Annotated in this window: 18 protein-coding genes and 1 tRNA gene; 6 read left to right on the top strand and 13 right to left on the bottom strand. The window is 67.3% G+C overall.

The features are described 5' to 3' along the window. Nucleotides 1–6 precede the first annotated feature (6 nt). The 7 genes from HUA75_RS09260 to HUA75_RS09230 all read right to left on the bottom strand — a co-directional run bounded on the left by HUA75_RS09260 (nt 7) and on the right by HUA75_RS09230 (nt 12,523). Nucleotides 7–1,503, bottom strand: a complete 1,497-nt coding sequence (locus HUA75_RS09260) for a TolC family protein (RefSeq protein WP_174486152.1) — start codon at nt 1,501–1,503, stop codon at nt 7–9. Next, nucleotides 1,500–3,611 (bottom strand): ABC transporter ATP-binding protein, encoded by a 2,112-nt coding sequence (locus HUA75_RS09255; protein ID WP_174486151.1) that lies wholly within the window; start codon nt 3,609–3,611, stop codon nt 1,500–1,502. The genes HUA75_RS09260 and HUA75_RS09255 overlap by 4 nt, the downstream gene beginning before the upstream one ends. Further along, the gene (locus HUA75_RS09250) at nt 3,608–6,337 is read right to left on the bottom strand and encodes an ATP-binding cassette domain-containing protein (RefSeq protein WP_174486150.1); all 2,730 of its coding nucleotides are present in this window, start codon (nt 6,335–6,337) and stop codon (nt 3,608–3,610) included. The genes HUA75_RS09255 and HUA75_RS09250 overlap by 4 nt, the downstream gene beginning before the upstream one ends. Nucleotides 6,338–6,339: 2 nt before the next feature. Next, nucleotides 6,340–7,557: an HlyD family secretion protein gene (locus HUA75_RS09245; RefSeq protein WP_174486149.1), complete on the bottom strand. Its 1,218-nt coding sequence runs from the start codon at nt 7,555–7,557 to the stop codon at nt 6,340–6,342. Between the two features lie 610 nt (nt 7,558–8,167). Next, nucleotides 8,168–8,578, bottom strand: a complete 411-nt coding sequence (locus HUA75_RS46565) for a hypothetical protein (protein ID WP_254627472.1) — start codon at nt 8,576–8,578, stop codon at nt 8,168–8,170. Between the two features lie 1,314 nt (nt 8,579–9,892). Beyond that, nucleotides 9,893–11,143, bottom strand: a complete 1,251-nt coding sequence (locus HUA75_RS09235; RefSeq protein WP_174486148.1) for an imm11 family protein — start codon at nt 11,141–11,143, stop codon at nt 9,893–9,895. A gap of 15 nt (nt 11,144–11,158) precedes the next feature. After that, nucleotides 11,159–12,523 carry an AHH domain-containing protein gene (locus HUA75_RS09230; RefSeq protein ID WP_246137451.1) on the bottom strand — a complete coding sequence of 455 codons (1,365 nt, stop codon included), beginning with the start codon at nt 12,521–12,523 and terminating at the stop codon, nt 11,159–11,161. Nucleotides 12,524–13,021: 498 nt separating this feature from the next. Here HUA75_RS09230 and HUA75_RS09225 point away from each other — a divergent pair. Further along, nucleotides 13,022–13,095 (top strand) — tRNA-Ile (locus HUA75_RS09225). Nucleotides 13,096–13,106: 11 nt separating this feature from the next. On the opposite strand, the gene HUA75_RS46560 is transcribed toward HUA75_RS09225, so the two are convergent. Then, nucleotides 13,107–13,598, bottom strand: a complete 492-nt coding sequence (locus HUA75_RS46560) for a hypothetical protein (RefSeq protein WP_254627471.1) — start codon at nt 13,596–13,598, stop codon at nt 13,107–13,109. 170 nt (nt 13,599–13,768) lie between these two features. After that, nucleotides 13,769–14,356, bottom strand: a complete 588-nt coding sequence (locus HUA75_RS09215; protein ID WP_174486147.1) for a hypothetical protein — start codon at nt 14,354–14,356, stop codon at nt 13,769–13,771. A gap of 180 nt (nt 14,357–14,536) precedes the next feature. Between HUA75_RS09215 and HUA75_RS09210 the strand changes: the two genes are divergently transcribed. The 3 genes from HUA75_RS09210 (at nt 14,537) to HUA75_RS09200 (ending at nt 15,439) form a co-directional block, all read left to right on the top strand. Next, nucleotides 14,537–14,794 carry a ribbon-helix-helix domain-containing protein gene (locus tag HUA75_RS09210; protein ID WP_141645598.1) on the top strand — a complete coding sequence of 86 codons (258 nt, stop codon included), beginning with the start codon at nt 14,537–14,539 and terminating at the stop codon, nt 14,792–14,794. Then, the gene (locus HUA75_RS09205; RefSeq protein WP_174485933.1) at nt 14,791–14,964 is read left to right on the top strand and encodes a hypothetical protein; all 174 of its coding nucleotides are present in this window, start codon (nt 14,791–14,793) and stop codon (nt 14,962–14,964) included. The genes HUA75_RS09210 and HUA75_RS09205 overlap by 4 nt, the downstream gene beginning before the upstream one ends. A gap of 85 nt (nt 14,965–15,049) precedes the next feature. After that, nucleotides 15,050–15,439, top strand: a complete 390-nt coding sequence (locus tag HUA75_RS09200; RefSeq protein WP_141645597.1) for a hypothetical protein — start codon at nt 15,050–15,052, stop codon at nt 15,437–15,439. Nucleotides 15,440–15,478: 39 nt separating this feature from the next. Here HUA75_RS09200 and HUA75_RS09195 read toward each other — a convergent pair whose 3' ends face one another. From HUA75_RS09195 to HUA75_RS09185, 3 genes are read right to left on the bottom strand one after another with little or no spacing between them, the layout of a single operon-like run. Next, nucleotides 15,479–16,543, bottom strand: coding sequence for a lysylphosphatidylglycerol synthase transmembrane domain-containing protein (locus tag HUA75_RS09195; protein WP_174486146.1), 1,065 nt, complete (start codon nt 16,541–16,543; stop codon nt 15,479–15,481). Between the two features lie 17 nt (nt 16,544–16,560). Continuing rightward, the gene (locus HUA75_RS09190; RefSeq protein WP_174486145.1) at nt 16,561–17,292 is read right to left on the bottom strand and encodes a CpsB/CapC family capsule biosynthesis tyrosine phosphatase; all 732 of its coding nucleotides are present in this window, start codon (nt 17,290–17,292) and stop codon (nt 16,561–16,563) included. After that, nucleotides 17,289–17,498 carry a DNA gyrase inhibitor YacG gene (locus HUA75_RS09185; RefSeq protein WP_174455586.1) on the bottom strand — a complete coding sequence of 70 codons (210 nt, stop codon included), beginning with the start codon at nt 17,496–17,498 and terminating at the stop codon, nt 17,289–17,291. Before HUA75_RS09185 ends, HUA75_RS09190 begins: the two co-directional genes overlap by 4 nt. An 84-nt stretch (nt 17,499–17,582) precedes the next feature. Between HUA75_RS09185 and HUA75_RS09180 the strand changes: the two genes are divergently transcribed. Continuing rightward, nucleotides 17,583–18,572: an NAD(P)H-quinone oxidoreductase gene (locus tag HUA75_RS09180; protein WP_174486144.1), complete on the top strand. Its 990-nt coding sequence runs from the start codon at nt 17,583–17,585 to the stop codon at nt 18,570–18,572. A 65-nt stretch (nt 18,573–18,637) separates the two neighbouring features. Here HUA75_RS09180 and HUA75_RS09175 read toward each other — a convergent pair whose 3' ends face one another. Then, the gene (locus HUA75_RS09175) at nt 18,638–19,999 is read right to left on the bottom strand and encodes a M57 family metalloprotease (protein ID WP_254627470.1); all 1,362 of its coding nucleotides are present in this window, start codon (nt 19,997–19,999) and stop codon (nt 18,638–18,640) included. 323 nt (nt 20,000–20,322) lie between these two features. Between HUA75_RS09175 and HUA75_RS09170 the strand changes: the two genes are divergently transcribed. Then, nucleotides 20,323–20,826, top strand: coding sequence for a hypothetical protein (locus HUA75_RS09170; protein ID WP_217446001.1), 504 nt, complete (start codon nt 20,323–20,325; stop codon nt 20,824–20,826). Nucleotides 20,827–20,847 lie beyond the last annotated feature (21 nt).

Below are 20,847 nucleotides of genomic sequence, written 5' to 3'. Positions count from 1 at the left end.
GGCTTCTCACTCCCGATTCAGTGTGACGTCGCGCGACCAGGTGCCGCCGAGCGAACGATAGACCGCGACGCGATGGTTGAGCAGCAGCCGTTGCGCTTGCAGACTCGCGCGCTCCAGCCCGACCAGGTTCGTCAGGGCGGAGAGCACCGTCAGGTAGTCCGAACGCCCCTGCTCGAAGAGCCGCCTCGCCTCGTCCAGGAGCTTCCGCCCGAGCTGGACCTGCGCGCGCAGGGCGCGCAGGCTCGTCGCCCCGGTCTCCTCCTGGACCACGGCATCCTGCACCCGTCCGATCGCGGTGTTCAGCGCGAGCTGGTATTGGACGTGGCGACGGTGGAGCTGGATCGGCAGGCGCATGTGCTCGGTGAATCGCCTTCCATCGAAAAAGGCCCAGGTCAGGTTCACGCCGACGACGGACTGGTGGAGGACCGGCTCCGAGAGGCCGACCTTCGCGGCGCCCACGCTGCCCACCAGTTCGATTGTCGGAAGCCAGCTCGCCCGGTTCGCGTTGATGCGGTGCTCGACCTCGGCGACGCGCAGCTCCTGGAGCCGCATCTCCGGCGTGTTCGCGTTCAGGTCTCCTGGCGTTCCGAGTCTGGGCGGAGGCGGGAGATCGGGGAGCTGTCGCTCGAGGGGGACGATGTCGTCCGCGGGATTGGGGACCCGGCCCAGCAGCGCCTTCAGCTCCGAATTCAAGAGCGCGCTCCGGGCGGAGATCAGCGGCACCTGCGCTTCGAGGTTCAGCAGCAACTGCTCCTGCTGCAGCACCGCGAGCCGGGGCGTGAGTTGCTGGTCGAACCGCGCTTGAATCAGCCGCAGCAGCTCCTTGTTGTAGTCGATCTGCCGCAGCGTGAGGTCCCGGAGCGCGCGGGCCTCGAGGATGTCGAACCAGACCTGGGCGATCCGCTGCGCGAGGTCCTGGACGCGGGCCTCGGTGAGCTGCCGCTGCTGCTCGGCGAAGTTCATTCCCGCGCTCCGCTGCGCGGCGAGGTTTCCGAACAGGTCGACCTGGTACCTCACGCCGACATCGGCGGTGGCGATGCTGTACCTGGCCCGGGTTGCCGGCGCGGGCGGAACGATGGCGACCACATGACTCAGCCCCGCCGGGTTGAGGATGCCGACCTGGAGCGGGTACCACCAACCTTGCGGCACGTTGGGGTCGAGCTGGTTCTCGTAGATCAGATCCCGCACGTCGTGCAGGACCAGGCTGTTGGCGAAGCACTCCTGGATGGCCGTGTCGAGCGCCGGATCGGCGAACGCCGACCACCAGACCTCGTCCTGGGTGACGTGCTCGGCGGGCCGCGAGGGTGCGCCCTCCTCCTTCGGCGGCCGAGGGCTTGGAGCCCCACCCTCGGGTGCGCTGGACGGTGGAGGCGGCTCGGTGCTCGGCTCGACGGAGGTCGAGTAGCTGCCTGGCGCCTGAGGCGGTGTGACGACGACGGGACGGATCAGCCCACAACCGGAGCAGGTCGTCGCGAGGAGTGCGAGCGTGAGTCGAAGGCTCATGGGTGACTGACGACCACGAGGGCTTTGGCGTGGTTGAGGACGCAGCGCTGCGCGACCCGCATGGTCTCCGGGTCGAGGGAGGCGAAGCTCTCGTCGAGGATGACCAGCTCGACCCCCTGCAGCAGCGTGCGCGCGATGTAGAGCCGGCTCTTCTCGCCGTGCGAGAGTTGCCAGCCGGTCTCGCCGATCATCTCCTCGAGGCCGGCGGGCATCTTGGCGACCAGTTCGTCCAGCCCGAGCTCCTTGCACAGCGCGGCGGCCTTGGTCCGCAGCTCGGGCGAGGTCGGCCACTCGCGCCCGAGCAGGAGGTTGTACGCGAAGCTGCCGGACAGGACGTGGTTCTCGTGGAACTGCGGCGCGGCGGTGATGCGCTTGCGCCAGCCCGAGGAGCCGAACGTCGCGCGGTCCAACGCGTGCAGCAGCATCACCCCGCCCTGCGGCGTCCTCATGCCCGTGAGCAGCGACACCAGCGTCGACTTGCCACCGCCCGAGGGGCCCTCCAGCAGGATGCGGTCGCCCTGCGCGATCTGGAACGAGCAGTTCTCGAGCACCGGCCGGGTGCGCGCGTCGTGCCGGAAGGTCACGCCCCGCGCCTCGATGAGGTTTCCGCCGGCGGCGTCGGTGGGCTTGCCTCCCTCCATTTCGAGAGGGACCTTCGATTCGAGCTCGGGGCGGCCCACCGCGAGCAACAAGTCGCGAATCTGCTCGAACGACACCGCCGCCTGGGAGACCTGCTGGAAGAAGACGGAGACCTCGTCGAAGGCTCGCAGCGCGAGCAAGATGCCGCCCACGGCCACCGCCAGCGCGCTGGCATTGGCCGTACCGCTGCTGAACGTCGGCAGCAAGGTCAGCAGGGCGAGCACCAACCAGCCGTCGCGCAGGAGCGCGGTCAGCTGCATGGTCCGGCGATCCATGACCTTCGAGATCTCGGAGTAGGAGCTCAAGCGGACGTCTTCGCCATCATGCCAGCGCTCGAGTGGGAGCTGCGCCAGCCGCGTTCGATGGCCGAGCATGCGCTCGAGCAGGTCGTGGGTGATCTCGACGCGCGCGCCCGACCACGCCCGCTGGACGCCGTAGTGGCGGCGCGCGAGGACGAACGCGACCACGACCAAGAGGACGAGCACGATCGCCTGGAGCCACCCTCCCGCCCCGAGCACGAGGATGACGCCCGCCAGGACCAGGTCGACGAGCGACAACACCGCGAGCAGCGCGCCGCCGACCGCGAGCTGCTCGACGACCTCGGCCTCGGCGACGCGGCCGAAATGGCGGCCGATGCCGTCGAGCCGCACCTCGTCGGGGGTCAGCTTGAGGGTTCCCGCGAGGAGCTGCTGCTTGAGCAGCGTTCCGAGCCGGATCGAGAACACGCCCTGCCACCACACCTCGAGCATGCGCAGCGGAATCGCGCACGCGATCACGGCGATCCACCCCAGGAACCAGCCGGTCTCGAGGTGGGCCTGGAGCGCGGCGCGCCCGAGCAACCAGAACGAGGCAGCCAGCACCAGCGAGAGGAGCGTGTGGCTCACGAGGATGCCGACGACGAGCGACGGGATGTCGCCAAGCAGCGTCCGCCGGCTCGCGGTGCGCCTGGGGCGCATGATCCAACCGGTGCGCAACTGCGCCTGGCCGAGCCGCTGCAGCAGCATCTGGGAGCGGGCGTGCTCGCGCGCACGGGGCGACATCTCCACGCCGCCGAGCAGCTGGTCCACCTCGGCGACGGTGGCTTCCTGCTCTTCGCGCAGGAGCGCGAGCGCGCTCTTCGTCGGGACCGAAACCGCCGTGGCGTCGCGCGCGAGCAGGCGCAGCTTCCCGCGCCGCATCCCCAGCAGCACCAGATAGGACGGGACGCCGTCTCGCCGGACCTGGAGGATGCAGGGCGCGGCGCGTTCGAGGACGTCGGGCAGCTCGCTGTAGAGCGGCGTGATTGGCTCGAGCTCCACGCCGAGTCGATCTCCGAGCGCGAACATCCAGACCCGGCTCGGCTCGACGGCCGCCGCGGGCGGAGCGATCTCGCCCGCGGCCCTGCCATAGCCTTGCCTCTGCGCCAGTTGCTCCAGCGCGTCGGGCAGTCGCTCGACCGGCCACAACAGGTCGGAGTTCGAGCGCGTCATCCCACCAGCTCCAAGCCGCCCGCGGCGGGCTCCGCGACCGGCGTCTCCACGGGCTTCGGCGCCGGCCTCTCCACCAGTTGGCCGCCCGAAAGCCACCAATGGCGCCAGTGCCCACCGCCCCAGAGCAGCGTGCGATTCTCCTGGTCGGCGCGAAGGAGCACGGAGTACCGCGACTCCTTGTTCGCGAGCAGCACCTTCGGCGGCCCGTTCTCGAGGATCCGACCGTTCTCGACCACGAGCACGCGATCGAACTCCTGGGTGTGCTCGACGTCGTGGGTGACACAGAGGAGCGTGATGTCCGCCCAGAGCCGCCGGGACTCGGCGAGGAGCCGCGCGCGCCGGTCGCGATCGAGACCGCGAAAGGGCTCGTCGAGGATGGCCAGGCGCACGCCGGAGCGAAGCATCGCGCGCGCCAGGCGCACGCGCTGACCCTGGCCTCCCGAGACCAGCCCTCCGCCTTCGCCCAACGACGTCTGCAGCCCGTCTGGAAGCGCCTCGAGGATGTCGAGCATCTCGGCGCCCTTGAGCGCCCCAGACAGTGCCCAGCCGTGCGCGCCATCGTTGCCATACCGGAGGTTGTCGATGAGGCTCTGGTTCCAGAGACTGATCGCCGGATCCACCCAGGCCGTGGTGCGCCGCAGCCGCTCGACAGCGGCCTGATCGAGTACCTGCCCGTCGACCTTGATCTCACCGCGCGCCGGCCGGAGCCAGCCGAGCAAGAGGCCGACCAGCGTCGACTTGCCTGCTCCGGAGACACCGACCACGGCCACGTGCTCGCCGGGGGCGATGTTCAAGGAAACCTTGTCGAGGATGGTGTGACCGCCGCCTTTCACGCGGACCTTCTCCATCACGATCGAAACGCCGCTCGCGGCGTCCGCGGACGCGACAGGCTCCTGCACTGGTGCCTCGGGCCGGGCTGGCGTCTCCTTGATGTCGCCGATGATGTCGAGGAGCCGGCGAACCCGGTTCATCGCATTCGGGAACGCGCGGCTCAGCACCATCAGTCGCTGGCCGAGGATGGGGAACCGCAGCGCCCAATAGACGACCAACAACACCAGCGATGCCCGCTCGGTGCCCGCGAGGTACGCATAGACGAGCAGCATGACGAGGCCGTAGCTCCCCAGCATCAGCCCGCCTTCGAACCCGACCGACAGCGTCTGGATCCAATAGCGCGCCTTGGTCCAGCTGACGAGCAAGGTCTCCTGCGCGCGGCGCAACGACCGCTCGGCGCCGTGGATCCGAATGGGCGTGAGCCCGACGAGCGCGTTCAGGGTGAATCCGCTGAGCGCGCCTGAGTGCATCTGCACGCGCAGGTCGGGCTCGAAGAGCAGCTTCTGCGCGACCAGGGGCACAAGCAGCGTGACCGCCGCGAGCGCGAGCACGATGTGCCATGCATACGGTGCGGCCCAGATGAGCGCGGCGGTGATGCTCGCGACCTCGAGCGACAGGATGACGGCCTGCGCGAGCAGCTGCGGCAGCGACCGCATCGCCTGGATGTTGTGCGTGCGAGACGCCATGTCGGAGGCGAGCCGGCTCTGGAAATAGCGGTCCTCCATCTCGGGGAGCTTCTCGAAGTACGCCTTCCGCAGCCGCACCTCGAGCCGGCGGCCGATGCCGAGCAATCCCAATGAAATGGGGATTTGGATGACCATGAAGCAGAGCGCGACGCCCGCGAGAACGGCCATGCCCGTCGCGCGCTGCGCGAACGTGCCGAGGTCGCGCCCCAGGTCGAGCACGCCCCGCAGCATCAGCGCTTGCAGGATCCGCCCGAAGGTGGCGAACACCAGTCCCACCGCAATCAGGCCCGGAACGACCCACGAATCTTCGCCTCGCAGGCGGAGCAGCGTTCGCGCCGGGCTCACCTGCCTGGCGACGAGCTCCGTCGCCAGGCTGCTCGCGAGCACGGCTTTCGGCGCGTCTTCGCCCGCGCTCGAAGCCTCGCGCCAACCGCGAACCCGCATCAGCACCGCGCCGGTCATCGACACCTCGCCCTCCACCTCGGGGTTGGGGCGAGCGGACCAATAGGCAGCGGGAATGGGCACTTCGCCGGAAGCGTCCTTCGCAATCATGGATTGCAGCAGACCCGCCGCCGTCCGACCTCGACGGACAGCGCCCGCGCGGATCATCGCTTCGGACGCCCGGCACGCGGCGTCGAGCCTGGCGATCGACAGATACCCGGGGTCCTCGAGCGCCCGGGCAACCAGCTCCCGCGCCTGCGTCGCCCCCAGGTCCAGCAGGCGGCGCTCGAACGTCGCGACCGCCTCCTCGGACCCGGCCCATTCGCGCCAGCCGGCCGCCGGAACGGACGTGGTGTGCTGGTACAGGTGGCTCTGCAGCGTCGAAATCCGGGTCCAGTGACGGCCCGCCGCCGGGTCCATGACCTGGATGAATGGGCCGACGCGCTTCCACAGCACCACGAAGTGCGGCCGTCCTCCCGCGCTGAGCGTGACGATGATGGCGGGGAGCGCCTTGGCTTCAGGGACCACCACGTGATCAAGCGGAAGCATCACCTCCTCGGAGTCGAGCCCGAGTTGGTTCGCGACTTCATCCAAGGTGACGATCGAGGTGCCGTCGACGTCCGTCTGACACACTTCGCGCAGGACGCGATAGTTGAGCTCGACGCCCATTCCCGCGAACAGGCTCTTGAGCGAAGCGGGACCGCAGTCCGTCGCCGAGATCTGGATCACCTCGGGAATGATCGAGCGCCGGACCCTGGGAGCAGTCATGGTCAGCGGGCCTCGGCTTCGGGCTGAAACACGGTCACGGGCGGTTCTTCAGGCTGCGGATTCCATTCGCCGAGCGCCCGCATCAGCAGCGCGACAGGCGACGCCCGCGCGACCTCGACCTCCACCACCAGGGTCATGCCGTGGCGGAGCTGGATGCGCGGATCGTCCGGCGGTGCGAACTTGAGCTCGACGCGCACCGTACCGGGGATGGCCTCGGGCGTGGCGGTCTGCCCGGGCTCGGTCCCGACGGCCGTCACCCTGGCGGGGACCGTCCCGTAGATGGTGTTCGGGTAGCCGTCGAGCTTGAGGCGCGCCGTCTGGCCGGGCTGGATCAATCCGACGACCTCCTTCGGGAAACGGGCGCGCACCCGCACCTCGGCATTGCTCGCGACGATGGTTCCGACCCGCTGACCATCGGCGATGAATGCTCCCGAGCCGAGCTCCGCCACGTCGACCAGGTGGCCCGTGGCCGGCGCCCGATACAGCTTCCGCTCAATCTGGTACTCGAGGCGGTCGATGGCGCCCCGGAGCTCCCGGATCCGCCCCTCGGCGCCCAGCTCCTCGCGCTCGAGTCCGAGCAGCTGCGCGGCGAGGGCTTGACGGCGCACGTTCTGCTCGCGCTGCAGTCGGGTGAGCGCCAGGCCCTGCGCCGTCTGCGCGAAGCTGAGCGCGTCGACATCGGTCTTGCGCTCGAGCTTCTCCATCTCCGAGACCGCGCCCGTCGGGCTCTTGATGGCCAGCTCCGCGCGTTCCACCGCGAGCCGGTGCCTGGGCACGAGCTCCTGCGCCCTCCCTAGCACCTCCTTGACCGCGACCTCGTCCACCCGTGCCGTCAAAGCCGCCTCTTCGCGCTTGTTGGTGATCTGCTGGCGGATGATGGCGAGTTCCTTCTCGGTCGCGGCGAGCGTCGCCTTGCTCCTCTCGAGTTCGAGGCGCTCGGCCCGTGCGTCGAACTCGATGAGAAGGTCGCCTTCCTTGACCTGGTGGTCGAGTTTGAGCATCGAGAGCACGACCCTGCCCGCGCTGGGCGGCTCAATGCGATGGACGGCGTTGTGTGGCTCGATCCGAGCCTGTGAGCTGGCCTTGACGAGCGGGACCTTGGCGAACAGCGACCAGGCGATGAGCCCGCCGGCGCACAACACCATCAGAGCGACGAACACGAGGCGCGTGTCCGACTCATAGCTCAGGGAACGAAGGGTCCGCTCGAAGGGATATGCCATGGTCCGCGAACCAAAGTCGCCTTAATGGTCGCGCCCTGTCAACACCTCGGCCACTGCTTTGTGATTCACGCTCCCATTGGATGAATACGGGCGCATCGATGCGACACGGGACTTTGCCCGCATCGCCGCAATGCGCCACACATTGTACCTTGGTTCGATTTGACATTCAGTTTCTACTACACGTACCGTTCAACCAGAAAGGAGGCACGACATGAAGATCAAGCTCCACGTTCGCGGCGGCCCCAAGGCGCGCGCGTAGTCAGTCGTTTTGACGCCTGCTGTCGAAGCTGGGCGTCCCTCGTTTTCGATACCAGAGAAGGGGTTGATGGGGAGCTTCCATCAGCCCCTTCTCTCATTTCTGGCAACGTCTTGACCTTGCAGGTGCTCATTCCCGCCAGGTTGCTCCAGAACCTCTCAGGTGCTTGAACCGAATATACCAGGGCGCGCCTGAGTGGCTGTTGTAGCAGTCTCGGGGCTTCCCAACCTGGGGCTGCACCTCAATCCCAACTCCGCAAGTCGGGCAGGCTCGCCCGCCATTTTCTCCCTGCTCCGCCGTGTGCCGCGGCAGCATTGATGAGCAAATCGGCCTGCTTGAGCTGACTTGGCACCCTCATCCTCCGACCTGCTGAGTCAGCCACCCTCGGCACGGAGATTTTGAAGGGTTCAGGCAGCAGCGGCCACCGCTACTGGGCCTGGAGTCCGCTCGCCCAAGCCTGGTGCGGGCGCGGTCTGGAGTGAACCGCCAGCGGACGCGGGCGCCCTCCTTGTTGCGCGTTCGCGCCCACCGGGCCACCTCCCGTTTCCACAGCGCCTCCTTGACCGCGACCTCGTCCACCCCTGCCGTCAAAGCCGCCTCTTCGCGCTCGTTGGTGCTCTGCTGGCGGATGACGGCGAGCTCCTTCTCGGTCGCGGCGAGCGTCGCCTTGCTCCTCTCGAGCGCGAGGCGCTCGGCCTGTGCGTCGAACTCGATGAGAAGGTCGCCCTCCTTGACCTCCTGGTCGAGGTTGGGCAGCGAGAGCACGACCCTGCCGCGCTGGGCGGCTCGATGCGATGGACGGCGTTGTGTGGCTCGATCCGGGCCTGTGAGCTGACCTCGACGAGCGGGACCTTGGCGAACAGCGACCAGGTCATGAGCCCGCCGGCGCACACCGCCATCAGAGCAACGAACACGAGGCGAGTGTCCGACTCGTAGTTCAGGGAACGAAGGGTCCGCTCGAAGGGACATGCCGTGGTCCGCGAACCAAAGTCGCCTTGATGGTCGCGCCCTGTCAACACCTCGGCCACTGCTTTTGATTCACGCTCCCATTGGCTGAATACGTGCACATCGATGCGACGCGGGGCTTCGCCCGCATCGCCGCAATGCGCCACACTTCTGAAGGAACTATTGTTCCTTGGTTCGATTTGACATCCAGTTTCGAGTACACGTAGCGTTCAACTTGAAAGGAGGCACGACATGAAGATCAAGCTCCACGTCCGCGGCGGCCCGAAGGCGCGCTAGTAGTCAGTCGTTTGACGCCAGCTGTCGTATCTGGGCGTCCCTCGTTTCCGATTACCAGAGGGGGGTTGATGGGGATCTTCCATCAGCCCCTCCTCTCATTTCTGGCAACGTCTTGACCTTGCAGGTGCTCGTTCCCGCCAGGTTGCTCCAGAACGTCTCAGGTGCTTGATCCGAATATTCCAGGGCGCTTCTGGGTGGCTGTTGTAGCAGTCTCGGGGCTTCCCAAAGCGGGGCGGCACCTCAATCCCAACTCCGCAAGTCGGGCAGGCTCGCCCGCCATTTTGTCCCTGCTCCGCCGTGTGCCGCGCCAGCATTGATGAGCAAATCGGCCTGCTTGAGCTGACTTGGCACCATCATCCGCTGACCTGTTGAGTCAGCCACCCTCGGTGAGTACCTCGGCACAGAGACTTTGAAGGGTTCAGGCAGCAGCGGACGCGGGCACCCTCCTTGTTGCGCGCCCGCTCCCACCGGGCCACCTCCCGTTTCAAGGTGGCCTTGGTGCCAATTCGCCTGTCCAGGCCTTGGCGGGTGAGCCCGCTGATTTCAATCTCCACCGTGTTCAGCGTCGTAACGGCGGGGCTTGACAGGCATGGCCTGCAGGGCGTGCGGGCTTCTCCCATCAACTGGCAGGGAGTCTCATCGAAACAGACCACCAGCCTCTTGGCGGCTGGTGGTTCGAGGGGGGGGTCCGCGAAGTCATCAGATGATCGCCATTCCGCGAGAGGGCGTGCAGGCCCCCCTGGCTCCAGCTTCTCGTTGTGACGCCGGCCAGCGCCCAACCCTCGGAGCTGGCCGGAGTTGCCCTCCGTGATTGACGTCATCCCCTGGCTGAGCCCGTCACACCACGGACTGGCGCCAGGCGCGCGACAGATGCCCCTGGCCGTCCTGGGCGAAGCGCCGCACCAACTCGTCCCGACCGCGCTTCCCGTGTTCGAGCAAGTACGCCAGCTCCACGGGCATCAACACCTTGACGGTGACCAGCCGCACCTCGCCCGCCGACAGGGTGAAGCGGACAGGCAGCGTGCTCGATTCCATCCCCAGCAACACCCCCACCCGGCCCTCCTTCGTCAGCAGAGAATCAGGCATCCCCTGGCCTGAGACTTCCATGGAAAGAAAGCCTGCCTTCACCTTCTCACGCACGCTTTCGTGTGCCGCGAGTTCGTCCCCCACCCGCTCCAACACCTGCAGGTGCCAGCTCTTCTCGACATGATCGAGGGGCTCGTTTGTCTCCAGGGCCAATTCCACACCGAAGCCCACCGACGGCTCCGCGCGGTCCACGAAGGAGTCCGAGAGGCCATCCGTCACCAGCAGGGTCCGTTCATTCCCGCGGTGGATGACACGCCACGCCTGACGCCGGGCCGGCCAGCAACCACCGACGACGATGGGAATGATGACCTCTTCGTCCAGCCTCCCCAGACTTCGCCAGAAGGCGCTCCGGGCAGCGTCTGTCTGCTCCGCCAGCGTCATGAGCCTCCGGTTGCGTTCGCGTTCCTCCGGTCTGAGGTCGCTCGGACCGGTGACCTCCTCGAATTTCCCCCCCGTGACGCCCGCTCCTACCAGAGCCTCCTTGATGTCCTCGGACACGATGAGTGTCCCAGTCCAGCCCCAGGTCCGGAACACCTTCGCATCACCTACCTTCGTCGGGTCGATTCGCATGCCCGACACACTGCGATACTGCCCGACCTTCTCCGGGCGCCCATCCTCCGACTTCCAGTACCTCACCTCGCGGGAGGTATTGTCATCAATGCACCGGATCAGTCGAGTAGCCACGAGGATACAGTTCGGCCCAGGCAGCCCGTCGATGTCGACCGAGATAACCTGCACATCGTCAGGCGCCAGCTCCGCGAAGATGGTTGCGACTCTCTGATGAACGACGGGAGCGCCACCAACGTCCGTCAGCGTGAAGTCGAGAGGGCTCCCAGGGTGGTAGATGGGAATCCGGAACCGCTCTCCAATCGCAACGGGGCAGCCCTCTGTGAACTGCCACGGGTCGTCCACCTCTCGCCCCTGTGAGTCCGTGGGGTCTCCCAGCAACCAGCGCCCCTGGATCTCCATGTCATCAGCTAGCTCAAAGAATCGCTTCGCCATGAGTTTTTCCTCACCTCACTCAGTCCGCGTCACCAGCTTGTTGAGATCGGTGCCCGGCGTGGATATCTGTACCGACAAATCCCTCAGTTCCGCCGTCAGACTTTCACGACACTGCTGAATGCTCCTGCAGCGCCTCATCGCGTCCTGCAGTCGGCGGAACACCTCTCGATGATATTCAACGGGGTGAGGCCCTTTGTGGCCCGACACGCGAACCCTATTGACGGCGTCGCCGAGTGACATTCCGGCCCGGTCGAAGAGCCTCTGGAATCTAGGGGACCACGGGCCACCGTTGCTGATGGAGTCCCACCACTTGTTCGTGGCGATGTGGTGTTCGTGCGCAGCGGTCGCCACCGGCTCTGCCGCCACGGCTTGCGTACCACGTGCTGTCTCCGCGACAGCCTCCGGGTCCAAGGCGATGGTGATGACTCCTCCCGGAGCCACCGCCACGGAGGTGACCTGCCCTGCCGCCGCCAGCCTGAAGCCGCCCTGCTCGACTCCAACCAGTGCCGCCTGTGCGGAACCAGGGAGCGTGGGGATCCGTGCAGCCAGCGTCTGAGCCGTACTGCCCAGCGCCGCCATGGCCAGCATGACGAACGCCCGCGCGGCGTTCTTTCCCATCACCTCCCCGTACTTCTCTCCGGCATCCTCGATCTCATCGAAGGTAGTCGCGACCTCCACCTCCGTCGCCAACACCCTCCAGCCTTGGACAAGGCTCCACACCGTGTCCCAACCCAGGTAAGCAATGAGCGCCACAGTCAGCGTCGCGGCGATTCCCTTCGAAAGAACCGGGTCAGGCGCCAGCCACAACGCGAAGTAGACGGCTCCCGTCGTGGCTAGCATCGTCACCATTGCATCCTTGTCCGTCAGGTCCTCCAGTGCCTCCGCCGTTTCATCCCAGACCGAGTCCAGGGCCAGACGAAAGGCCAGCGTGCGCTTGCCGTCCTCGTTCAGCGTGACGTCCTCAGCCAGCAGATGCAGACAGTCCTGAGGCTTTTTCTGGCGCTGGCACCAGCGTCCGTAGGCACTCGCCAACTCCGTTTGCGCACCCTGCTCCTCCTTCACAAGAAGACGACCCCGCTGCGGATCTTCGACGGAGACCAATCCCAATCGCCCTCGCACATGAGACGAAGTGCGAGCGGGTCCCAGGTTGAACAGCCTCAGCGTTGCTTCTTTTGGTCGAGAGGTGCGTGGCGAGGTGCGCGCCAGCTTCTGGACTGCCTCCTGAAACTCGTCGACCTCCAGTCTGACTGGCTCGTCGTCCGTACGTGGCGTGTAAACAAGGGCGAGCCCCTCGCCCGTTTCCAGGCGCACGACGCGCGTGGTCGCGCAGCCTGTTCCCAGAAACACCAGCAGCACCACCATGCCCCAGTGCAGCGTCATGCGCCTCCCCTCGTCATTGCTTCCCATCTTGAGGGACGAAATCCATGGAGTACCAGCGCGGATTGACCGCTCCCAGGGAGAGTGATGCAGAGATGCTCCACGCCACAGTCCGCGGCAAAGCGACCTGGTGGGAGTCTTTCGCTGACATCCAGCCTTCAGCACCGGCGCCGCTGGCTGGCGACGTCATGGTCCGAAGCAACGGCGCCTGGAGGGTGGCCCCCGCCGCGCGGGCCCCCCTCCGGATTTATCTCCGGGAAGGCAAGGACCCAGCACCACGAGTACGGCCGGGCTGCTCAGGCCCCAGGCGCGGCAAGGTCCTCTGTTCCTCGTGCCACCCGGGTGGAAAGGACGCCCGGTCCGGCACGGAGGTCCACTTCCGGAAGGGTCCTGTACCCGCCCCGCGCTCTGAAGCCCGACGGAGGCAACAGCCTGGTCGCCTGGTCGCTTCGAAGTTCTTGCGGTGACGCGACGCTCCCGATATACGGGCCCTCACTTCACGGCCAGGTAGCTCACCTGGTTAGAGCGGCGGTCTCATAATCCGCAGGTAGTCGGTTCAAGTCCGACCCTGGCCACTGCCCCGGAGTCACTTTCTGAGTGATTCCGGGGCTTTTCTTTTTCGTGGCACTGGGACTCCCCAAGGGGCCAGCCCCACGCCGGAGCAGCTCAGGCGTCGTAACCCGTGGCCCCCCGCAGCACGACGACCGTGCGCGTCGCCGGGTAGGCTGAACGCGTGGCAGTTGTGGCAGCGGACCTCCAGCGTCGCGAGCCACGCCTGGACCTCGCCACCCCCGGCGTAGGCATCAATCCCCGCCAGCAGTGCCGCCCCGTCACCGGAGTCGTTCGACGACAGCAGGAGGCTCTGCGCAAGCCCCGCCCGGTTCGTCGCGATACCCTCCGTGAACGTCGGGGAGTCCTGGTACCGCATTCGAGCCACGGAAGTCGAAGAAGCGCGGATACACACCGTGTAGCTCGTGGCCGTCCCCGTGAAGGTCTCCACGGAGATGAACAGCGGCAGGCCCGACAGGCCCCATACAACCAGACACGCAACCAACAGCAACAGGTTGCAAAGCCTCATCAGTCCGCTCCAGGCGGTTGACTCAGGGAATAAACAAGAACGTGACCATCCGGCCACGAGACATGCCAATCCCGTCACACCCGCGCGAGCACCGAGTCGCTGTCGGATTGATACACCCTCGGAAAGCAGCGCCGGCCCGAACCCAGGGCCGACGCCTCACGACCTTCAGCTCAGGAGTCGTAACCCGTGTAGCCCTGCAGCACGACGACCTTGCGACTGGCCGGGTAGTACAGCACCGCGTACTGGTAGAACTCGTGGCAGTTGTGGCAGGGCACTTCCTGGGTGGCAATCCATGCCTGGATTTCCCCACCGCCCGCGTAGGCATCAATGGCCGCCAGCACCGCGAGGCCATTGCCGTAGTAGTTCGAGCTCAGGAAGATGCTCTGGGACAGGCCCGCGCGGTTGGTGAAGATGCCGTCCTCGGGGAACGGTAGGCCCTGGTTCAGGTCCGCCACCTTGGCCAGCACCGCCTGGATGGTCACCGGAGTCGCGGGGCACTGCGGGGTGATGTAGGCATTGATGGTGTCCAGGTAATGCCAGGCACCACTGTTGGAGCCGGCATTCCAAGCCACCCGCGCCGGCTCCAGCGACGACGCGTTGATGGCCGTCAACGACAGCGGCACCGCGGGACATACCTTCGCCAGCGACGCGGCGGACTCGTCCGCCTGCACCAGCGACACGGGCTCCCGAACTCCCTCGGCGCCAGCGGAGAACGAAAAGACAGCGGCAGCGGCGACGCACACACGACGAATGTTCATCAGTTCGCTCCAGGTGAGAAGTCCGCGAATTACCACACCAATTTGAGAAAACGGATAACAAAGGTGTCACTTCCACCCCGCGTGGTCCGGGCCGTTTTGTTGACGAGTCCCCGGAGCGCCCTCCTAATGCCAGGACAGGTCGGTAGCGGCCTGTAGCAGCCACGCCAGGAGGAACCCCCGATGCAAGATGGAAACGCCAGCCCCCTGAGCCCCGAGCTTCCCGTGTCCCCGGCCGCCGCCGAGGTCTCCGTGGACGCACGTGGGCCCGAGGCCGACATCGTCTCCACCCACGTCCTGGTGCCGGAGGAGCAGGTCCAGAAGCTGCGCGAGCTGGCGCGGCGGACCCGCATCCACCAGAGCGAGTACCTCCGCGAGGCGGTGGAGGACCTGCTCGGCAAGTACGGCCGAGGCCCCGCGAAGGAAGAAGGCCAGTCGTGACGCGTCGGGCCTTCATGCAGCACGGAGTGCCGCCCCGCACGCGCGAGCACCTGTCGCCCGCGCGGCTCCATGACAGGGAGACGGCGCGTGGCCCACGCGCTCGTACGGCTTCCGAGCGCCCCACCTCCATCCGCGACGCCATCATTCGCTGGTTGGACCAGGAGTTGTAGGACCGACACACCCGGCCCCTGTCTGGAGGCTGGCGACACGCGCGGGCTAGGCTGGCGGCATCCTTTCGCAGGAGCCCCGCACCCCATGCGCTCTCTCATCCTGACCGCCACCCTCGCCGTCGCCGCCTCCGGCTGTTCCACCACCGGTGGCTTCCAGAAGCTCTACCCCGGCATGACGGCGCGGGAAGTCGTAGATGCCATGGGCGAAGGTCCCACCCGGGCCCAGGAGTTCCCCGACAAGTCCACCGCCTGGTACTACGGCGAGGACCGCTGCGTGCTGATGCGCGACGACAAGCTCGTCTCCAAGGCGACGTCGAAGGAGCGCGTCGCGGTGGACACCCCCGTCGTCTCCATCCGGGACACCGCCAAGGCCTGGTGCGCGCCGGACGGCTACGCCGACGAGGGCCGCAGCGAGCACCAGGTCGACACGCCCTTCGGCACCATCAAGCGGAACATCGACCCGTCGGCGCCCTGAACAAGTCCAGGGCGCACTCCCGCGAGGACCTCGCGGGGCTCACGTCGTGGGAGCCGCGGCTTCGCCTTCCTTCTCCAGCTTGCCCGCGATGTCCTTGAAGGACAGGTGGCCCAGCGACATGAGGAGGATGCCGAAGCCCACCGTCTGCGCCGTCTGCGCGAACCACATCACGTTCGCGTAGGCCAGCCCGCTGGCATTCACCACGGAGGCGGGAAGGAAGAGGCTCAGGCCCACCTTGCAGGCCGCCTGGAACGTCCCGACCATGCCCGGCGCCGCCGGAATCATCACTCCCACCACCAGCACGCACAGCACCACGTAGGCCTGGAAGAGCGACAGCTCCAAGGGCTGACACGCGGTGCCGGCCGCCACGCCCGAACAGTCGAAGGCGTTCGCCAGCAGCATCATCCCGAAGCCGTTCAGGCCCCAGTAGCCCAACGTGAAGAGGAAGAAGTAGACCACCTGCTTCGCGTCCGGCAGCTGCCGCATGGCGCCCACGAAGGTGTCGACGATGTCCGCCACCTTGTCGGCCAGGCCCGGAGCGAGGCGGCCCACCGTCGCGCGCACCAGGCGCACGGTGCGCTCCTGCTGCCACAGCCCGACGAGGAGGAAGAGCAGCCCCCCGCCGAACACGGCGAACATCAGCCACGAGCCCAGCTTGACGTAGCGGACCTCGGGCGTCTCGTTCGGGACGAAGAAGAGCAGCACGCGCATCGACGAGGCGACGAAGAGGCCGTCGACGATTCGCTCCAGCACCACGGACGTCATCGCCGCGCTGCGGCGGATGGAGCTGCGCTGGGCGATGAGGAAGGGCCGGGCGAACTCCCCCAGGCGGAACGGCAGCACCAGCAGCATCATGAAGCCGATGCCGGACGCCTCGTTCAGCTTGCGGAAGGGGATGCGCTCCATGCCCGACAGCAGGCTCCCCCATCGCAGCGTGCGGAACACGTGGATGGCGAAGAGGCAACCGAAGTACGGCACCAACCAGACGTAGTTGGCCGACTTCAGGCTGGCGAGTTGGGTGCCCCAATCGGTGTCCCGAAAGGCCCACCACAGGAAGAGGACGGTGACCAGCAGACTGGCTGTGAGCTTGACGGCGCGTTTCACGGCGGCCGGGTATACCGTCAGTCCTGGCCGGACTCCAGCGACTCTCCCACCAGAAGGCGAGACGGGTTGCCCCGGAGGAGGCGGCCGAATGCCTCCTCCCCTGCCCTGCCCTTGAGTTCCTCCAGTGCTCGACCGAGCCAATCCCGGGCCCCGACGGGGCCGTGGAGGTCCGTGGCGGCCACGGAATAGAGGCCGTCGTCCAGGAACGCCCGGGCCAGCTTCTTCGCCGTCGCGCCATAGCGGCCGATGAGCGCGCCCACGTCGAGCTGGAGGTGGGCACCCGAGCGAACGGCGTCGGCCGCGCGCCCCTTGCGCTCGAACTCCAGGCACCGCTCGGGATGGGCGATGAGCGGCATCACCCCCTTCGTGCGAATGCGGAAGAGGATGTCCAGGAGCGCCGGGACGGGCGCGGTGTAGGGCAGCTCCACCAGCGTCACACGGCCCGTCCCCAGCATGCGCGCCGAGGGCGTTCCCAGGCCGCGCAAGAAGGCGTCATCCAGGATGTTCTCCGCGTTGCGGCCGAGCACCAGCGGGATTCGCTCCCGCGCCAGGGCGGCCGTCAGCTCGGCGAGCCGGGCCTCCACGACGTCGACGGGTGCGTACTCGGGGCGGGCGTGGGGGCTCGGCGCCACGGTGGAGAAGCCCAGGTCGACCAGGACGCGCGCCATCTCCAGCGCATCCTCCAGCGTGCGCGCGCCATCATCCACGGCCGGCAGCAGGTGACAGTGCAGGTCGACGAAGCCGCTCACGCATCCTCGCCCTGGCGGTCGGGGTGGCTGCCGGATGGCAGCTCATCCTCCGACTGCTCGGCCTGGCGATCGGGCATGCGGTACTCCTCCCCCAACCACCGGCCCAGGTCCACGGCGCGGCAACGCCGGGAACAGAACGGAAAGGCTGGGTTCTCCGACCGCGGAGGGGAGGGCTTCTTACAGATGGGACAGGGGGCAGTGCTCATGATGGACCTGTCCTTAGATAAGCCTTGACGCTCTCGCGAGCCAGGACGTTTCGTGCCCGCTCGTTCGAGAGGGAGGTCCGCGCCATGAAGGTCATGCGAATCACCGAACCCGGTGGCCCCGAAGTGCTCGCGGAGGAGGAGCGCCCCGAGCCCACGCCCGGCCCCGGCGAGCTGCGGGTGCGCGTCCGGGCCACCGCCCTGAACCGCGCGGACCTGCTCCAGATTCGCGGGCTCTACCCCGCCCCGCCGGACGTGCCCCCTGACGTGCCGGGCCTCGAGTACGCGGGCGAGGTGGAGGCCGTGGGTCCTCGCACGCGCCGCTTCAAGGTGGGCGACCGGGTGATGGGACTGGTGGGTGGTGGCGCCTGGGCGCAGCAGTTGCTCACGTACGAGCGCGAGGCCCTGCCGATGCCAGAGGGGATGGACTTCACGGACGCGGCGGCGCTGCCCGAGGCGTACCTCACCGCGTACGACGCGCTGGTGCTCCAGGGAGGCTTGAAGCCCGGCGAGACGGTGCTCGTACACGCGGTGGCCAGCGGCGTGGGTTCCGCGTCGGCGCTGCTGTGCCAGGCCATGGGTGCGCGCGTGGTGGGCACGGGACGCAACGCGGCCAAGCTGGCGCGAGCCTCCGACTGGGGCGTGGCGCGCACGGTGCTGTGCGAGTCCTCGCCCCCCAGCTTCGCGGACGCCGTGCGCGAGGAGACCGGAGGCCGGGGCGCGGACCTGTGCCTGGACCTGGTGGGAGGAGACTACGTCCCGGAGTCGCTCCAGGCCCTGGCCCCTCGGGGGCGGATGATGCTGGTGGGGCTGGTGGCCGGGATGCACACGGACCTGAACCTGGGGCTGCTGTTGACCAAACGTCTCACCATGACGGGCACGGTGCTGCGCAGTCGCCCCATGGAGGAGAAGATGGCCCTGGCGCAGAGCGCGGAGCGCCACCTGCTTCCCCTGTTCCGCTCCGGCGCGTTGCGAGCCGTGGTGGACGCGGTGCTGCCCAAGGCTGAGCTGCGTCAGGGATTGGAGCGCATGGCGCGCAACGACTCGGTGGGCAAGCTGGTCGTGCGCTGGGAGTGACGGGCCAGCGCGGGACGGCCGGGTTGTCCTGGCCGCCCCGCTCCTGGAATGTCGTGGCGCTCAGCTCAGGGAGGCCCGAGGCGGCCCACGCGGATTCGCCCGTCCGCCGAGGCATAGAAACGCCCGCCACCGACGGAGTCCCACAGGGTCCCGCCGCTGTAGGGATTGTTGTTGTCGACGGCGATGGTGAGCGGCTGGGTCCCCGTGCCAAAGGCAACCGTATAGGTGCTCAGGGCCGGCATGGACACCCCCGCGAAGGTGGCCCGGTACCAGGTGTAGGTCGCGCCGAAGGGGCTGCACTGGACTCCCGTGTTGAAGACAGACGTAGCGACTCCCGCCACGGCGCCGGCGAAGCCATTGCCCACGCGAATGTGCGCGGCCGTCGGCGCCGCCCCCGCGGCGAAGCAGCCCTCCGCGAAGTTCGTCTGCACGTCGATGGGGAAGTAGAACGATTGGGCCACCTGGGCCGTCACCGACACGTTGTGGGTGTGCGTCGCGGGCACGGAGCGGTCCACGTTGGCGTTCGTATGCCAGCCATAGAGGAGGGCGGCGCCCGCGGCGTCCGGATAGGTGATGTTGAGCGTGGAGGTCGTCACGCCGTTGCACCAGGGATAGTGCATCGTCGAGTTGACGTCGTAGGGCGTGAGCGCGCGCCAGTTGTTGTCCTCGAAGCAGGGACTGGGGTTCCGCGTGTGCTCATGCCGGAAGCCCAGGATGTGCCCCAACTCGTGGATGAGCACCGTGGCCGTCGTCACGTTGGGCGAGCTGGGCGGCGCGGGGTCCAGTCCGGCGATGTTGATGACCAGCGTGCGCGCCACACAGCCACCTCCCGAGGGGAAGAAGGCACACGCGCCGCTGCCCGTCCAGGGCTGCACGGAGAACGTCACCGCGAGGTTGGCATTGGTGCAGTTCGCATCCTGGCTCGCGTCATAGATGAACTGGACGTCCGCGACGAACCGCCAGTTCGCCGCCGCGTTCGCCATCTCATTGACCATGCGCGCCTTGTTCGCGCCAAACGCATTGCTCACGCAGTAGCGCAGGTTGAAGCGTGAAGCCCAGGGCCAGATGTCGTCCAACCCACCCACCGTGTTGACGATGAGCGGTGACGTCCGAGTCCCCAGCGGCTCCGGGGCTCCTCGTTCCCCCAAGGCCTCCGCCTTCACGTACCGGTCATAACGCTCACGGAGCGCCTCCAGCGACACACCCAGGTCCCACTCGACGATGTAGTGCTCCTTGCCATCCACAACCTGCCGGGCGCTGCGCTGGTACTCCTCCCACGACACCACGCCTCGCGCGGACTCCCCCGCCGGAGGTGAGGCCGACGGTCCTCCGGCGTCCCCCGTCGCCGACCCACACGACCACAGCAACGGAATGACCAACAGCCCCCACCCCATGAACCTCGGCGCTGCGCCTCGGACTGGCGTCATGATTGCTCCTCTTTGGAATTGCGTGTCTGGGTACGGCCATATGCAGACTCGCACCTGACAACCACTCGCGGTCAATCGTGGAAGGCCTCTATTCCCTCACGTCTTGGATTGCCAGTTCCGCTGGCGTGGCCTTTTGGCGTGACCGATGGAATCCCGTGAGACATCAACGCGGTGCATCAGTGACGGGAACGTCACGCTCCCGCCCGCGAGCCTCCACGCACGGTGCTTGACGGCGTCACGCGCGGCGACTTATCTGAAGACTGAATCAACCCTCAACTCACGGATTCGCCGCACACGTGCGGCCCGGGAAGGCAACGCGCGACATGGGACACCTTCGGCATGGCATGGTCATCGGCTTGGCGCTGCTCGCGGGATGTGGAGGCCTGGAGGGCACGGAGGCCGGAATGGAGCGCCCCGAGGACACCGGCACCGTCGAGGCCGCCGTCTACGAGTCACCTGACAGTCTGGCCGGGCTGGTGGGCACCTACTCCCGCACCTGGCCCCTCGCGGCGCCGGAGGAGCTGCTCACGATGACGCTGACCGGCACTGAGTACGCCGACCGCGTGGAGGGCAGCTACGTGCGCACGGTGAGCCGCACCTGCCCCGTGCTGGGCTGCAACACGGAGACCGCCAGCTTCTACGCGCTCCCCAACAACCCCGCCATCGGCTCGTTCATCGCATTCAGGGACCTGGCTGGGGAGACGCGTGACGTCTATTCCATCAGCCAGATCCAGCGCAGCCTCTTCACGGGGAAGATCACCGGCATCGTCCTCCAGAAGGGCGTCAATGGCTCACAGCCCTTCACGATGACGCGCGTGGGTTTCTGACCCGCCTGGGGCGCCCGGACC

It is taken from the genome of Myxococcus sp. CA040A (assembly GCF_013336725.1).
Lineage (GTDB): Bacteria > Myxococcota > Myxococcia > Myxococcales > Myxococcaceae > Myxococcus > Myxococcus llanfairpwllgwyngyllgogerychwyrndrobwllllantysiliogogogochensis.
The sequence above is the reverse complement of the archived record's forward strand: the minus strand, read 5'-3'. Positions and strand labels throughout refer to the sequence as shown.